The sequence below is a fragment of the Magnetospirillum fulvum MGU-K5 genome (genome assembly GCF_000442515.1).
Taxonomy (GTDB): Bacteria; Pseudomonadota; Alphaproteobacteria; order Rhodospirillales; family Magnetospirillaceae; genus Phaeospirillum; species Phaeospirillum fulvum_B.
Genome location: NZ_AQPH01000082.1, coordinates 1 through 14,967, shown reverse-complemented (window position 1 = coordinate 14,967; position 14,967 = coordinate 1). Strand labels below are relative to the sequence as shown.

Below are 14,967 nucleotides of genomic sequence, written 5' to 3'. Positions count from 1 at the left end.
GCGACCGTACCCGCCGGGTGATTGTCCAGGCGATGTTTGTCGGTCTGCCCGCGAGCTTTGGGAGTCAAGGTGGTGGCGGAAGGGGTCGAGCGTGTCGAGGAACTGGCGGTGCTGAAAGAGGCCGGCTTGCGCTTCGTTCAGGGCTTTCTGTTCGCCCGTCCCACGCTCGAAGCGATGATCCCCGATTCCGACATCGATTTCGGCTAATCGGGAATAAAAAACGGGGGGCGGCTAGGGCCGCCCCCCGATCCGCAATTAAATCACAGCGGCTTGGAGCCGCGGGCGATGGCGACGACGCCGGTGCGCGACACGTCGACCAGCCCCAGCGGCTGCATCAGGGTGATGAAGGCTTCGACCTTCTCGGTTGCGCCGACCACTTCGAACACGAAGGATTCGTTGGTCGAATCGATCGCGCGGGCCCGGAAGATATCGGCGATGCGCAACGCTTCGACCCGCTTCTCCCCGGTCGAGGCGACCTTGATCAAGGCCAACTCGCGCGAGACATGGGGGCCTTCGATGGTCAGATCGTGGACCTTGTGCACCGGCACCAGACGGCGCAGCTGGTTCTTGATCTGCTCGATAATCATCCGGGTGCCCGAGGTGACGATGGTGATGCGCGAGAGGTTCTCGTGCGCATCGACCTCGGCAACGGTCAGGCTCTCTATGTTGTAGCCACGCCCCGAGAACAGGCCGATGACCCGGGCGAGCACGCCGGATTCGTTGTCGACCAGAACGGAAATGGTGTGGCGGTTGCTGTCTTGAACTGCGTCGGTCAATTCGTAATACCCCTTAGACCAGAACCATGCCGTCCTGTTCGGACCCCGGATTGTCGCGAGAGCGGTCTTCCTGACCCAGCACCATCTCGTTATGAGCCATGCCGGGCATGATCATCGGAAACACGTTCTCGCTGGCGTCGGTGCGCATCTCGACGATGACCGGACGGTTGACCGCCAGCATCTCGGTGATGACGCCATCCACCTGATCCGGGCGCTCGGCCCGCAGTCCGACCGCGCCGAAAGCTTCGGCCAGTTTGACGAAATCGGGATGATGATCCATGTGGCTTTCCGAATAGCGGGCACCGTGGATCAGTTCCTGCCACTGCCGCACCATCCCCATGTACTGATTGTTGAGGATGACGATCTTGACCGGCAGATTGTGCTGAACCAGGGTCGCCATTTCCTGGATGTTCATCTGAATCGAGGATTCGCCCGCGATGTCGATGACCAGCGCGTCGGGATGGGCGGTCTGGACGCCCATCGCCGCGGGCAGGCCATAGCCCATCGTGCCGAGACCGCCCGAGGTCAGCCAGTGCAGCGGCGAATCCAGCCGCAAATGCTGGGCCGCCCACATCTGATGCTGCCCGACTTCGGTGCAGATGTAGGGATTGCGCGACCGGGTCAGGTCGTACAGGCGCTGGATCGCGTATTGCGGCTTGATGATCGTGTCGGAAGCGGGATAGCGCAGGCTGTCGGCACCGCGCCATTCCTCGATCTTGGCCCACCAGGCGCGCAGCGCCCGCTCGTCGATCTTGGGCTGACGCGCCTTCCACACCTTGATCATGTCTTCGATGACATGGGCGCAATCGCCGACGATCGACAGATCGACCGCAACGTTCTTGTTGATCGAGCTGGGATCGATGTCGATATGGATCTTCTTCGAGTTCGGCGAGAAGGCGTTCAGCCGTCCGGTGACGCGGTCGTCGAACCGGGCGCCGATATTGATCATCACATCGCAATCGTGCATCGCCATGTTGGCTTCGACGGTGCCGTGCATCCCCAGCATGCCGAGGAACAACGGGTCCGATCCCGGAAACGCGCCCAGGCCCATCAGGGTCAGGGTGCAGGGGAAGCCGGTCATCCGCACAAACTGGGTCAGCAACTGACAGGCGGCGATGCCTGAATTGATGACGCCGCCGCCGACATAGAACACCGGCCGCTTCGCGCTGGCGATCAGATCGACCGCCTTTTCAATGGCGTGGATGTCGCCCTTGACCTGGGGATTGTACTTCGACTTGGTCTTCGACGGCGGCTGGTACAGGCCGCGATTCTGCACCACGTCCTTGGGCAGATCGATCAGCACCGGCCCCGGCCGACCCGAGCGGGCGACATGGAACGCCTCGTGCACGGTGCGGGCGAGCTGATTGGTGTCCTTGACCAGATAATTATGCTTGGTGCAGGGGCGGGTGATGCCGGTGATGTCGGCTTCCTGAAAGGCGTCGTTGCCGATCAGATGCGTGGGAACCTGCCCGGTCAGACAGACCAGCGGCACCGAATCGCACTGCGCGTCGGCCAGACCGGTCACGGCGTTGGTCGCGCCCGGACCCGAGGTCACCAGGACGCAGCCGACCTTGCCGGTCGAGCGGGCATAGCCCTCGGCGGCATGGACCGCCGCCTGCTCGTGCCGCACCAGGATGTGGCGGATGCGATTCTGCTTGGACAGTTCGTCATAGATCGGGAGTACGGCGCCGCCGGGATACCCGAAAATCACGTCCACGCCCTGATCGACCAGCGCCTTGAGGAGGATTTCCGCTCCGGTCATCGTATCGTGGTGCACCATATCAGCCCCTTGAACTCAAATTAAACCCGCCACGCCATCGGAGTCCGACGGCGCGAAGGGGCACAACCTATCGCCATGTCAAACGGGGGTCAAGCGGAACTGGCGAACTTTCGCAAAGATTGATGTCATCAAACTTTCCGAAAGTTGCGCATCCAGCACCATATCCGGCTTGAGTCGATGCCGAACCCAGGTCATTTGGCGCTTGGCATAGGCGCGGGTGGCGCTTTGAGCGGTGGCGATCGCTTCGTCCAGCGGACGGTCGCCCCGGCTGTAGCCGCCAAGATCGCGCAGGCCCAGCGCCTTCATGATCGGCAGAACGGGGTCGAGATCGCGGTCGAGAAAGGCGCGGGCTTCGTTGACGGCTCCGGCCTTGACCATCGCCAGGAAGCGGCCGTCGCAGGCTTGACGCAGCCGGTCGCGCGGGGGGGCAACCGCCAGGGTCAGCCAGCGCGCCGCCACTGCCCCTTCACGCGGTTCGGTCTGCCATGCCGCCAGCGAGCGTCCGGTGGCCGACAGCACCTCCCAGGCGCGGATCATTCGCTGGCTGTCGCCTTGGGGCAGGCGGGCGGCCATCACCGGATCGGCTTCGGCCAGACGCAGGTGAAAGGCGGCGTTGCCCAGATCGTCGAACAAAGCGCGGGCTTCGGCGCGGGACTCGGCGGGGATTTCGGGAATCGGCGACAGGCCGTCCATCAAGGCTTCGAGATAGAGCCCGGTTCCGCCGACCACGATCGGCAAGCGGCCGGACTCCCAGGCGGACTCGACTTCGGCAGCGGCCAGATCGCGCCAGCGCGCCGCCGAGCACGGCTCGGCCGGGTCGATCATTCCGTACAGACGATGGGGCGCGCGGGCCAGGGCCGCCGCCCCGGGGCGGGCGGTGAGGATCGGCAGGGCGTCATAGACCTGCATCGAATCGGCGTTGATTACCACGCCATCGAAGGCCACCGCGAGGGCGAGTGCCAGCCCGGATTTACCCGAGGCGGTCGGGCCGGCAATCGCGACGGCACAAGGAAGAGTCATCGGCGGGGGGTGGGTCCGGGTTCGCGGTGGGGCGCTCGGGTGGAGGCGGGCAGGGCGACGGGCCTTACCCGGCCCCTGTCCGCAGCGCCGGAGGCCGGGCCGGTTCCACCAGGGGAACGCGGCCCGGCCGAAGCGTCAGATCCAGCCATCCTGGTTCAGCACCTGGCACTGGGGCTCGTCGCCACTGCGGGGCCGGATACGACCGATCCGCAGCACGGTTTCGCCCTTTTCGGCCAGAATGCGCGCCGCCTCGTCGGCTTGATCGGGCGAGACCACCAGGGCCATGCCGATTCCGCAATTGAAGGTGCGGGCCATCTCGGTTGCGGCGACCTTGCCTTCGAACGCCAGCCAGCGGAACACCGGCGGCGGGGCCCAGGCGGCTCCGTCGATTTCGGCGACCACCCCTTCGGGCAGGACGCGAGGCAGGTTTTCGATCAGGCCGCCGCCGGTGATGTGGGCCAGCGCCTTGATGGTTCCGGCGCGGATCGCGGCCAGCGTGCTGGCAACGTAAATCCGGGTCGGTTCCAGCAGGGCTTCACCCAGCGGGCGCGAGGGCGCGAACGGCGCGGGATCGTTATAGGACAGGCCGCCGCGTTCGACGATGCGGCGCACCAGCGAAAAGCCGTTGGAATGGACGCCGGACGAGGTCAGACCCAGCACGACATCGCCGGGGGCGACATCGACCAGGGGCAGCAACTGCCCGCGCTCGGCGGCACCGACCGCGAATCCGGCCAGATCGTAATCGCCATCGGCATACATGCCAGGCATTTCGGCGGTTTCACCGCCGACCAGGGCGCACCCGGCCTGACGGCAGCCTTCGGCGATGCCGGAGACGATCGCCTTGCCAGCGGCGACATCAAGCTTCCCGGTGGCGAAATAGTCGAGGAAGAGCAGCGGCTCCGCCCCCTGGACCACCAGATCGTTGACGCACATCGCGACCAGATCGATACCAACGGTATCGTGTCGGCCGGCCTCGATGGCGACTTTCAGCTTGGTGCCGACACCGTCAGTGGTTGCGACCAGGATCGGGTCGGCAAAGCCGGCGGCGCGAAGGTCGAACAGCGCCCCGAAGCCGCCGAGACCGGCAGCGGTGCCGGTGCGGGCGGTCGAACGGGCCAGCGGCTTGATGGCCTCAACCAGGGCCTCGCCCGCGTCGATATCGACGCCGGCGTCGCGGTAGGTCAGGCCTTGCTTTTCATCATGCGCGGGAATGGGCTTCCTCGTGGGATTCGGTGTGATATGTTCGGGCCGGAACGGGTTGGCCGAAGATACTTGATCCCGGACGGTTTGCAATGGCTTCTCTCCGGCGCCGTCTCGGCGCATTGATTCTGTTATGTGTTCTCACCCTCGTCGTGACCGGGCCCAGCGCCCTGGCCGCCGATGCCTTCACCGTGCGCGGGCTTGACGTTGACGTCACCGCCGCCACAGTCGCCGCCGCGAAGGAGCAGGCGATCGCCGAAGCCGAACGAACAGGCTTTCGTCGCATGCTTGAACGGCTGGCCAGCCCTGCCGATCTCGCACGGCTGACTGCCGTCGATGCCCGGCAATACGTCCGTGACGTCGCGGTCGAGCAGGAGCGGTCGTCGGCGGTGCGCTATCTCGCCACGATGACGGTTCGCTATAACCCGATGGCGGTGAAAAAGCTGCTGCGCGAGTCGGGGGTAAAGTTCGTCGAACCGCGCCTGCGTCCGGTCGTCGTCGTGCCGGTGCTGCGTCCGGCCGGTGGCGGTCTGCCCGCCGCCTGGGACGAGCCCAGCCCGTGGCGGGCGGCGTGGAGCGGTTTCGCCGGGGGCGGTCTGGTGCCGCTGGTTGTCGCCGGATCGGTGCCCGATCCAAGCGGGGCCGCGTCGCCGCCGGTTGATCGCATTGTCGCGCTTCAGCCTGATTTGTTGGCAGCGATCGGGGCGCGCTATCGCACCGGAGACGTGTTGGTGGCGCTGGCCGCGATCACCGCCAACGGCGGGGTCGAGGTGACCTTAAGCGGGGGCGGATCGCTGCCGCGCCCGTTCGACAGCAAGACCTTCACCGCCGAGGGTGGCCCCGAGGCGGCAATGCGTGCCGCGATCGCCGAGATTTCCCAGGGGTATGATGCCCTGTACAAGCAGCAGAACACGTTGTCGTTCGATCATTCCGCCAGTTTGGCGACTATCGTGCCGCTGTCTGGCCTGGGCGACTGGCTGAGCGTGCGGGATCGGTTGAGCCGGGTGCCTCAGGTCCGGCGGTGGGAGATCGTGTCTCTGACCCGTGACGAGGCGGCCCTGTCGCTGCATGTCGTCGGCGAGACCGAGCAGGTCCGCGCCGCCCTGGCCTCTGCCGGGCTGATCCTGGAGCAGGGCGAAGGAAGCTGGACAATGCGGATCGGAGGCGGACGATGAGCTCTGAAATCTCAACCGTGGTGGTGACCGGGATGACCCCCGGTCAGCGGCTGCGTTTCTGGCTCACCTGCGCCATCGTCTGCGTTTTGCTGCTGTGGGTGCTGCGCGGCGTGCTGCTGCCCTTCGTTGCCGGGATGGCGGTGGCCTATTTCCTCGATCCGCTAGCCGACCGACTCGAAGAAAAGGGGCTGTCGCGGACGTTGGCGACGACGACGATCACCTTGTGCTTTTTCGCGATCTTCATCCTGGCGCTGATGGTGCTGGTGCCGGTGATCGAGCAACAATCGCTGACCTTCATCGAGCGGGTGCCGAACTATGTCCGGGCGCTCGGCGAACGCGCCGGGCCGCTGTTCGAAGAGTTGCGGCACCGCCTGTCGGCCGAGCAGATCGACAAGATTCAAGGGGCGGTCGGCACCTATGCCGGGACGGTGGTCGGCTGGCTGGCCGGTCTGGTCCGCGACCTGCTGAAGGGCGGAATCGCGGTGGTCAGCCTGCTGTCTCTGGTGTTCATCACCCCGGTGGTGACCTTTTATCTGCTGCGGGATTGGGACCAGATCGTCGCCACCATTGATGGCTGGCTGCCCCGTCCCCATGTCGAGACGATCCGTGCCGAAATGCGCAAGGTCGATCGCACCCTGGCCGGGTTCGTGCGTGGTCAGGCCACGGTCTGCATGACCCTGGCCGCGTTCTATGGGCTGGGGCTGACCGTGGTCGGGCTCGATCTCGGCTTGCTGATCGGTGCCGCCACCGGGCTGGGGGCCTTTATCCCCTATGTCGGGATGCTGGTCGGGATGGTGGTCAGCGTGTCGCTGGCGATCGCTCAAGGAACGGGTTGGACCCTGCTGGCCGGTGTCGGCGGTGTGTTCCTGATCGGCAATCTGCTCGAAGGCTATGCCCTGACGCCAAAGCTGGTCGGGGGCCGCGTCGGCTTGCACCCGGTCTGGATCATCTTCTCGCTGCTGGCGGGGGGCGCGGTGTTCGGCTTCGTCGGCATCTTGCTGTCGGTTCCGGCCGCGGCGGTGATCGGGGTGGTGACCCGGTTCAGCCTGCAACGCTATCTGGCCAGTTCGCTGTATCATGGCGGTGAGGCGACGCCGGACAGATGAGCGAGGCACAGCTTCCCCTTGATCTCGGTCACCGGCCGGCCCTGTCGGCCGGTGATTTTCTTGTCGCGCCGTGCAATGCCGACGCCCATGCCTGGGTCGGACGCTGGCAGGCGTGGCCCGGTGCCGCCTTGGTGCTGACCGGCCCGCCCGGCAGCGGCAAGACGCATCTGGTCCACCTGTTCAGCGCGGCCAGCGGAGCCGTGGCGATTGCCGCCGCTGATCTGACCGTCGAGGATCCGCCCCATCTGCTCGCCACCGCCGGAGCGGTCGCGGTCGAGGATTGCGATCAGGCCGCCGCCGCCGGGCAGTTGGACGAGGCCGCCTTGTTCCATCTGATCAATCTGGTGCGCGAGACGCGCGGCCGCTTGCTGCTGACCGGGCGCGAGGTGGCGGCGCGTTGGCCGCTGCGGCTGGCCGATCTGACCTCGCGGTTGCGGGCGATGCCGGCGGTGGCGATCGGTGCGCCCGACGACGCGCTGCTGGCTTCGGTGCTGGTCAAGCTGTTCGCTGACCGCCAGATCAAGGTCGGCGAGGAAGTGGTGAGCTATCTGCTGGGGCGGATGGAGCGCAGCTTTGCCGCCGCTGCCGGTCTGGTCGACAGCCTCGACCGCGCCGCTTTGGCAGGTCAGCGGGCGGTGACGGTCCCACTGGCCCGCGCCGTTCTCGACGGCGTCACTCCCCCCACGGACGAAGCAGACTCAGTTTAAGGCCGGCGGGAACGCTGGCATGGGCGATATCGAGGTCCGAGGCGGTGACCGGAATACGTACCGGACCCGCCGCCAGCGGCAGTTCGATCACCCGGCCGCCCTGAGCCGCCTCGGTATAGGAAACGAGGCGGCTGGCGGTCAGGGTGGCGCGCAGGGCATTGCCGCGCAACGGGTTGACCGAAACCAGCAGCACCCGCCGCAGCACCCGGCCCGGTGCGGCATAGGTGATGACTCCCACCGCGCCACGCGACCACAATTCCTCGTCGGCGACGGCCAGGGCGGCGACACGGCGCGCATCCGGCTCGAAGGCGAAGCTGGTCAGCGGGAGGTCGGTGTCGAACAGCCACGAGCCATCGGCCAGCGACCAGGCGCTACGCCGTCCGTTCCGTTCGGTCCAGAACAGCCCGTCATCGCTTAGATTGGCCGAATTGCCCACGGTTCGGATCGTGTAGATCGGGGCGCGGCGTAAATCGATCGGCATGCCGAGCGGCCAGGCGTCGAGGCGGATTTCACCGTCGCGATCGGTCCCGCCGACGGTGTGCTGGCGCAGCAGCAGACGGCGGGGGCGAGGTTCCCCTGCAACCGGAACGCTGAGTTGGGCATAGGCGGTGTTGGTCATCCGCATCGTGACGCGGCCGCCTTCGTCGCGCATCCGCACACTCGATCCCCCGCCGAGAACCGCCTCATCCGGGCCAAGCCGACCCACGAGCGGCAGCAGGATCGCAACGGCGGCCAGGATCGGCACGGTGACGGCAAAGACTTGAAGGGCGACGATCACCCCCCCAAAGAACGGCCATGTGCTGCGCATGCATAATCCCCAGGCGCGGCTGCCCAACCCCGACGCAGTGCCACCTTACGACGGGGCGGCATCGCCCGCAACAGGCCCGCGTGACGATTGCTTTTCTTTGTCTAGTTTCAGGCTCATCCTTTGTTCTGGCAATCGAGGAGCGATCCGGTGATCGAAGTTCAGAACATCACCAAGCATTTCGGCGCGTTCCGGGCGCTCGACGATGTGTCCTTGCTGGTTCCGAAAGGAAAGCTGGTGGCGCTGTTGGGGCCGTCCGGCTCGGGCAAGACGACGCTGTTGCGCATCCTCGCCGGGCTGGAAGCCCCCGATCACGGTCGTGTGATCCTGGACGGGATCGAGGCGACCGAGCAGAAGGCGCGCGATCGCGGCATCGGCTTCGTCTTCCAGCATTACGCCCTGTTCCGCCACATGACCGTTGCCGACAACATCGCCTTTGGCCTGACCGTGCGCAAAGGCAAGGACCGGCCGCCGCGCGCCGAGATCGACCGCCGCGTTGGCGCCTTGCTTGATCTGGTGCAGCTCAGCGGACTGGCCGGACGCTACCCCACCCAATTGTCGGGCGGGCAGCGTCAGCGCGTCGCCCTGGCCCGCGCTTTGGCGGTCGAACCCCGCCTGTTATTGCTGGACGAGCCGTTCGGGGCGCTTGACGCCCAGGTCCGCAAGGAATTGCGCCGCTGGCTGCGTCGCCTCCATGACGAATTGGGCCTGACCGGAGTGTTCGTTACCCACGATCAGGAAGAGGCGTTGGAAGTCGCCGACGAGGTGGTGGTGATGAACAAGGGCCGAATCGAACAGGTCGGCAGCCCCGCCGCGATCTATGACCAACCCGCCACTCCGTTCGTGTTCGGCTTTCTCGGCCATGTCAACGCGGTTCCCTGCCGGGTCGAGGGCGGCACCACCGCTCTATTCGGCGGCTCGGTCCGGGTTGACGCCCCGGATGGGGCGGCCATCGCCTTTGTTCGTCCCCACGAAATCACCCTGGTTCCCCCAGCGGCGGGGCAGCCCCACGCCCTGGTGCGTCAGATTTCGGTATTGGGGCCGGTGGTCCGGATCGACCTCGATCTGCCCGATGGCGAAACGGTCGAAGTCGAGGCGAGTCGCGACGCCTTTTCCCGGCTGGCAATCGATCGTGGAACGGCGGTTTCGCTGGTGTTGCGCCGGGTCCGGCTCTTCGTCGGCGAGACCGGCCCCTGGGAGGGTGGGGCGGGATGATTCTTCGCCCGCCTGCGCATTTTGTATTGCGAGAGAGGGGGGCGATAGCTATATAGTGCAGTGCAGCAAAGACATTGGCGCGACCTTGCGCCGTCTGTCTTTCCTGGACGTTTCCTCCCTGACCTTGGGCCGCGCGGGCAACCGTGCGGCCTTTTTTTATCCGATCACAGCGGGATGTCGTGCTTGACCATGTGATCAATCAGCTTGCCCTGAAGCAGGGAGAACCCGGCATGCTTTGCCAGCCGGATCGCGGCGGCATTGTCGCAGCGGGCCAGGATGTATTCGACCCCTTCGTCGCGATTGGCCCGTTCCGCGATCAGATCGCGCAGGGCATTGCCCGATGCCAGCGCGTCCTGCGACCAGAACAGCTTGGCAAAGCGGCAATGCAGCCCCTTCAGGTCGAAATGGGCGAGCAGGTGGGCGTCGAGCGCGTCGATGCAAAGGGAATAGCCCCGTTCGGTCAGGCTGGGAGCAAGACGCTGGAACAGGGCGAAATTGGCGACGACATCGTTGCGGTGGAATTCCAGCACGATCTTCGATCGCTGATCCTCGGTCATTGCGCCGTCAAAAGCGGCGAACTCGCGTGAGGTCAGCGTCATCAGATTGAGGTTGAGGCTGAGGCTGCGGTGGCCGAATTCCGGCTGACGCGCCACCACCTTCAACACGGCCTTGTCCAAATGCTCGGTCAGCTCGGTAAACAGGGTCCGCCGCTTGACCAGACTGGCACCGGGGCAAAACGCATCCTCCAACGCCTTGATCGAGACGTACATCTCGCGGAAGACCGGGACCATCTTGCCCTCGGCGACCGTCGCGTAAGCGGGCTGACTGAGCAGGATCGTCGAAATGTCGGTGCTGCCGATCCGCTCCATCACCTGAAGATAGATTTGGACGCTGCCGCGCATTTTGCCGTCGGCGTTGGGTTCGGCGACGTTTGACGCGAACAGGGTCTCGGCATAGGCGAGCAACCGGGTGTCATTCGCCGCGATGTCGATCAGGGTGGCGAAATCCTCGGTCGTATAGACGTTGCTGCCGACCGGCTCGCGCCCGAAAATCTTGTGGATGTTCGATGCGGTCTGGCGCAGCAGCCCGGTATCCAGGTTGATCGAGACGAACACGACATCGAGCGTGTTGAGCAGGAACACCCGGCTGGTCGGGGTGCGGCGGCTGAGATCGTTCAGCAGCCCGATCGCCTGGGTGATGTTGTCGCGGGTCCGGACCCCCTTGGGGAGGTTGGAAATGTGAAGATGCAGGGCGCGGCAGCCGGGCATGGTACCGATTTGTTTCAAATAAATCAGCAGATTGGTGTTCGGTGCTGCCATTCCTGCATATCCCTTGAAGAACCTGTCGTGACACTGCCCGGCGAAACCGGGCGATCTGCCTCCCGACCGAAGGTAGATACCGTTTCTGCCCAAAGGGTGCCGGAGGTTATCGCCCAATCGTTGGATAAATTCAAAGCGCGAAGTTATTAAGACAAATGCAGGATAAATTTTAAGGAGTTATGCAATCAAGAGTTACAGCCAAATCGGCGGGGGTGGCTAGGTGTTTCGGAGGCTTTGATGATTATAACTTAAAATATGGGATTTAAGTTTTGTTTGAATAAAAATTAATTCACTAATATTAGGCGTCACTCACTGTCGGGTTAACACCCTATGTCTGTGAGCTTCTTTTGGGTGTATCCTGTTGTCTCCTTTAAAATGGCCTGTATTAATTGACTTGTACTATCTTAAGTTGCATTTTTTAGCCACTATCCAAAGCAACCGAGGTGGACCGTGGATGCGGTGATCGGGCATCGGCCGGCGCGGATGATTGTGATTGCCGTCGCGATCCTCACGTCTGTGAGCGCCTGGGGATCGTCCGCTTTGTGGCTGGCCGACGATTATCACAATACCCGGCGGGAGAGACTGGATACGCTGGACCGGATGAGCCAGCTCGCTGCCGAGCATGTCAGGCGGCTGGTTTCGTTGACCGATCTCTTTCTCGAAACCGTCGATTCCGCTGAACAGGGGGCTGGCGTCGTCAGTTCCAAGGCGATGAGCGGCTTCATGTCGATCCTGGGCGATGACGATTGCACTGTTCCGCTGGGTCTGGTCGGTCACGACAATGTGCTGCGGAGCCTGACCGCCGAACAGGGGTTTCTGGTCAGTGATCGTTCGTATTTGCAAGAGGCCCAGCCGGGGCGGATGGTCGTGTCGTCGCCGATCGAAAGTCGGATCGGCGGCAAATGGATCATTCCGTTGGTGCGCCGGGTCGCCGATCCGGCCAACCCGGTGGCGATGATCCTGACCGCGATCGATATCGACGCGTTGGAACGTCTGTATGATGGGTTCCGCGATAAAAACGGCGGCGCGATCACCCTGATGCGGATCGACGGCATGGTTCTGGCCCGATCCCCCCATCTGCCCGATGCGGTTGGGCGGATGCTCGATACCGATCCGGCCTATCAGCAATTCATCGGCAAGACCGAGCGGGGGAACTTCACCGAGATATCGCCACTGGACGGTCAGACCCGGACCGTCGCGTTCAGCATGGTCAAGCCCTATGGGCTGACGGTGCTGGTCTCAATGACGAACGAGGAGATTCTGCTGCCGTGGTGGCAGCGGGTGCGGTTCGGGCTGATCGTTCTTATTGCGGTCACCGGGGTGATCGTGGGGGGGACTTGGCTGGTGCTGCGTCTGCTTGCGCGATTGGAGCGCGAGGCGCAAAGCCTGGAATGCCGGGTCGAGGAGCGAACCCGCGATCTGCGCCGGATGATGGACCGCCGCCGGGTGTTCCTTGCCTCGCTGTCCCATGAATTGCGCTCGCCGCTGAACGTCATCCTCGGCTTTTCCGATGCCCTGATGGGCGGCCTTCACGGCACGCTGACTCCGGGTCAGCGCAGCTATCTCGCCGACATTCACCGCTCGGGCGGTTTGCTGCATGATCTGGTCGACGATCTCCTCGACAGTGCCGCGATCGAAGCGGGGAGCTTGCGTCTGGACGTCTCTACCGTCGATCTCGTCGGCCTGATCCATGAGGTCGAGGCGATGATTTCGCAACAGGCTCGCTCGGCCGGGATTGTCGTCGCCATCCGGGTCGATCCTCCCGAACTGAAGCTGTGGGCCGACCGGCGCCGCCTGCTTCAGGTTCTGCTCAATCTTGGCACCAACGCGGTAAAATATGGCGGGTCGGGGTGCCGGGTCGATTTCGTCGCCTCGGCAACCGCCGACGGGGGGTGCCGGATTACGGTGGCGGATAACGGCCGGGGGATGAGCGAGGAAGAAACGGTTCTGGCCCTGACCCCCTTCGGGCGGGCCAACAACGTCGCCTCGATCGAGGGGACCGGGCTTGGTCTGCCGCTGTCGGCAGGGATCTGCGCCCTGCATGACGGACGTCTGGTCGTTTCGAGCCGGATCGGCGAAGGAACCCGGGTCGAAATCACCCTGCCGCCCACCCGGGTGATTTTGCCGGAAGAAAGGGTGTCCACCGCCTCTGCCTCTTCCACACCGGCCCTCGTCGCGATGGGATGAGCGGACGCGTCACTCCGCCCCTACACTCCCGCTTCGCTGACGATTGCGGCGGGCGAGCCCGTTTCCCGGCTGAACTGGGCGGTGCCGTCATAAGGGGCTGCACAGGCCGGGATGGCGGCGGTGAAGTTGATCGCGGCGAAGACGAGGCGAATCGCACGGTAGATCATGGGAGGAATCCAATTCTCTTGTCTCTTCGGCCCGATGCCGATGACAGAGAGTGTGCCTGTTGCCCCCTGAACCGGGTTTGAACGATGCGTTCATTCACCCGCCCGCCGCCGGATAATGATTGACGCGCCGCCCCGACAAACGCAGAACGTGATACTCTGACTTTTCGAAGTCCGATCGCGAATCGGCACTATATAGGGGGTTGATCGTCGGCCAAGCTGTGCCGCCGACGATTCGTGGGGAGGAAGAGCATGACGTTGGCAAGGATGGCCCGGGTAATTGTCGGGGCTGGAATCGGAACGCTGATCGGGGCCGCTTCGATTACGCCTCTTTACCTCTTCATTGCTTCGGTGGGGATGGTCCCGTCCAGCCCCTGGCGCAATGCGATCATCTTTGCGGTTCTGTGTTCGCCGTTGTTGTTCGTCGGCGCCGTCGCCGAGCGGCATGAAGGTCCGAACCAGCAACGCTGGCTGCGTCGGATCATTCCGATCTGCCTGGGCGCCGCCGTCGTCGGCGCGTTGCTGTGCGCGGGTCCGGCCTTTGTCGCCAACGAAACCAAGACGGATGCCTCGGTCGTCTGCTTCCTTGCCTTCGGCTGGCTGTCGGGGATGCAGGGCGCGTTCTTCATTCTGCTGGCCCGCAGCACGCCGCGCCGGGTCGAGCCGTTGGTCGTCAACGCCTCGGATCGGATCACCCCCTATTGGTGACCGGGGAAAGAGCCCGGCGATCTGCTTGATCGCCGGGGCGTGGGGGCTTTACTGACCGGGGGAGCGGGTGATGGACTTGATCGGGCCGCGCGGATGGCCCGATTTCGCGGCGATGTCGCGATCCTGGGCTTCGATCAGCGCCTTGGCCGGGGCGTCTCCCTCTAGCCCCAGCAATTCGGCGCTGGCGATCTTGCGGTTCGAACTGCGGGTGCCGTCCTCATAAAGGATGTCGAAGAAGACAAACGCGTTGTCGGTGGCTTTTTTGCGGGCCATGGCCGCCTCTCCTCTGGCTTTGACGTATCGTCTTTCGGCCTGTCGCCAGCGCGGCCGCGCCGGTGGCCGCCGCCGTAAGGACGTCGGGTTGAATGCGCCGGTGATAGAGCCTGCGTTGCGTCGCGGCAAGGGCAATCGTCTGCGCCAGAGGTCGATATCGGTACCGCCGCCGCTATCTCCACGGCCGGAAATGATGGTGGGGGCGCGGATAAGACGGGCCATAGCCGTAACCATAGCCGCCGCCGGGGACGAAATAACGCGGCGGGGGCGGGGGAGCGTAATAGACTGGCGGCGGCGCATAGGCCGGTTCGGCATAATAAACCGTCCGACCTGGAGGCAGGGGTTGAATGATGCAGCCCGACAGGGCGGTGCACAGCAGAATTGCGGCGAGACACTTGACCATGATCCATCCCCTTCGGGGATAAAGCGTTGACGGTCATTAGTATCGGCGGCGACGGTGGCTTAACTTCGGCACGATTCAGGCTAAATTGAGTCGGACTTCTCGAACCGATTCCATTTGAATGGCACAGGC

16 protein-coding genes are annotated in these 14,967 nt (G+C 64.4%); 7 read left to right on the top strand and 9 right to left on the bottom strand.

What is annotated here, in order from left to right:
- The first annotated feature begins 69 nt into the window (after window positions 1–69).
- A complete protein-coding gene (locus K678_RS18360; protein ID WP_231376275.1) occupies window positions 70–207 on the top strand; it encodes a hypothetical protein in 138 nt (45 codons plus the stop codon).
- A 53-nt stretch (window positions 208–260) separates the two neighbouring features.
- Here the strand turns inward: K678_RS18360 and ilvN are convergent, their stop codons facing one another.
- The 4 genes from ilvN to purM form a co-directional block, all read right to left on the bottom strand.
- Window positions 261–776, bottom strand: a complete 516-nt coding sequence (ilvN, locus tag K678_RS15315) for an acetolactate synthase small subunit (protein WP_021133382.1) — start codon at window positions 774–776, stop codon at window positions 261–263.
- A 13-nt stretch (window positions 777–789) separates the two neighbouring features.
- Window positions 790–2,556: an acetolactate synthase 3 large subunit gene (locus K678_RS15310; RefSeq protein WP_021133381.1), complete on the bottom strand. Its 1,767-nt coding sequence runs from the start codon at window positions 2,554–2,556 to the stop codon at window positions 790–792.
- Window positions 2,557–2,634: 78 nt separating this feature from the next.
- Window positions 2,635–3,576, bottom strand: a complete 942-nt coding sequence (gene miaA / locus K678_RS15305; protein WP_021133380.1) for a tRNA (adenosine(37)-N6)-dimethylallyltransferase MiaA — start codon at window positions 3,574–3,576, stop codon at window positions 2,635–2,637.
- Between the two features lie 135 nt (window positions 3,577–3,711).
- The gene (gene purM / locus K678_RS15300) at window positions 3,712–4,899 is read right to left on the bottom strand and encodes a phosphoribosylformylglycinamidine cyclo-ligase (protein WP_231376274.1); all 1,188 of its coding nucleotides are present in this window, start codon (window positions 4,897–4,899) and stop codon (window positions 3,712–3,714) included.
- Here purM and K678_RS15295 point away from each other — a divergent pair.
- The 3 genes from K678_RS15295 to K678_RS15285 are packed head-to-tail and all read left to right on the top strand — an operon-like array spanning window position 4,869 to window position 7,764.
- The gene (locus K678_RS15295; RefSeq protein ID WP_021133378.1) at window positions 4,869–5,951 is read left to right on the top strand and encodes a DUF2066 domain-containing protein; all 1,083 of its coding nucleotides are present in this window, start codon (window positions 4,869–4,871) and stop codon (window positions 5,949–5,951) included. The two genes, purM and K678_RS15295, sit on opposite strands and share 31 nt — an antisense overlap.
- Window positions 5,948–7,057, top strand: coding sequence for an AI-2E family transporter (locus tag K678_RS15290; RefSeq protein ID WP_021133377.1), 1,110 nt, complete (start codon window positions 5,948–5,950; stop codon window positions 7,055–7,057). The genes K678_RS15295 and K678_RS15290 overlap by 4 nt, the downstream gene beginning before the upstream one ends.
- Window positions 7,054–7,764: an HdaA/DnaA family protein gene (locus K678_RS15285; RefSeq protein ID WP_021133376.1), complete on the top strand. Its 711-nt coding sequence runs from the start codon at window positions 7,054–7,056 to the stop codon at window positions 7,762–7,764. The genes K678_RS15290 and K678_RS15285 overlap by 4 nt, the downstream gene beginning before the upstream one ends.
- Here K678_RS15285 and K678_RS15280 read toward each other — a convergent pair.
- Complete coding sequence (locus K678_RS15280; RefSeq protein WP_021133375.1) at window positions 7,730–8,572, bottom strand: hypothetical protein; 843 nt, start codon at window positions 8,570–8,572, stop codon at window positions 7,730–7,732. The two genes, K678_RS15285 and K678_RS15280, sit on opposite strands and share 35 nt — an antisense overlap.
- A 147-nt stretch (window positions 8,573–8,719) precedes the next feature.
- On the opposite strand from K678_RS15280, the gene K678_RS15275 reads away from it, so the two are divergent.
- Complete coding sequence (locus K678_RS15275) at window positions 8,720–9,784, top strand: sulfate/molybdate ABC transporter ATP-binding protein (RefSeq protein WP_021133374.1); 1,065 nt, start codon at window positions 8,720–8,722, stop codon at window positions 9,782–9,784.
- 164 nt (window positions 9,785–9,948) lie between these two features.
- On the opposite strand, the gene K678_RS15270 is transcribed toward K678_RS15275, so the two are convergent.
- Window positions 9,949–11,103, bottom strand: a complete 1,155-nt coding sequence (locus K678_RS15270) for an EAL domain-containing protein (protein WP_021133373.1) — start codon at window positions 11,101–11,103, stop codon at window positions 9,949–9,951.
- 459 nt (window positions 11,104–11,562) lie between these two features.
- Here K678_RS15270 and K678_RS17965 point away from each other — a divergent pair, with 459 nt between their 5' ends.
- Complete coding sequence (locus K678_RS17965; protein ID WP_155804574.1) at window positions 11,563–13,290, top strand: sensor histidine kinase; 1,728 nt, start codon at window positions 11,563–11,565, stop codon at window positions 13,288–13,290.
- 20 nt (window positions 13,291–13,310) lie between these two features.
- Here the strand turns inward: K678_RS17965 and K678_RS18795 are convergent, their stop codons facing one another.
- Window positions 13,311–13,457 carry a hypothetical protein gene (locus tag K678_RS18795; RefSeq protein ID WP_155804573.1) on the bottom strand — a complete coding sequence of 49 codons (147 nt, stop codon included), beginning with the start codon at window positions 13,455–13,457 and terminating at the stop codon, window positions 13,311–13,313.
- A 249-nt stretch (window positions 13,458–13,706) separates the two neighbouring features.
- Here K678_RS18795 and K678_RS15260 point away from each other — a divergent pair, with 249 nt between their 5' ends.
- Window positions 13,707–14,162, top strand: a complete 456-nt coding sequence (locus tag K678_RS15260; RefSeq protein WP_155804572.1) for a hypothetical protein — start codon at window positions 13,707–13,709, stop codon at window positions 14,160–14,162.
- 48 nt (window positions 14,163–14,210) lie between these two features.
- On the opposite strand, the gene K678_RS15255 is transcribed toward K678_RS15260, so the two are convergent.
- On the bottom strand, window positions 14,211–14,435 hold the full coding sequence (locus K678_RS15255; RefSeq protein ID WP_021133370.1) for a hypothetical protein: 225 nt from the start codon (window positions 14,433–14,435) through the stop codon (window positions 14,211–14,213).
- Window positions 14,436–14,607: 172 nt separating this feature from the next.
- The gene (locus tag K678_RS15250) at window positions 14,608–14,838 is read right to left on the bottom strand and encodes a hypothetical protein (protein WP_021133369.1); all 231 of its coding nucleotides are present in this window, start codon (window positions 14,836–14,838) and stop codon (window positions 14,608–14,610) included.
- Window positions 14,839–14,967: the final 129 nt, after the last annotated feature.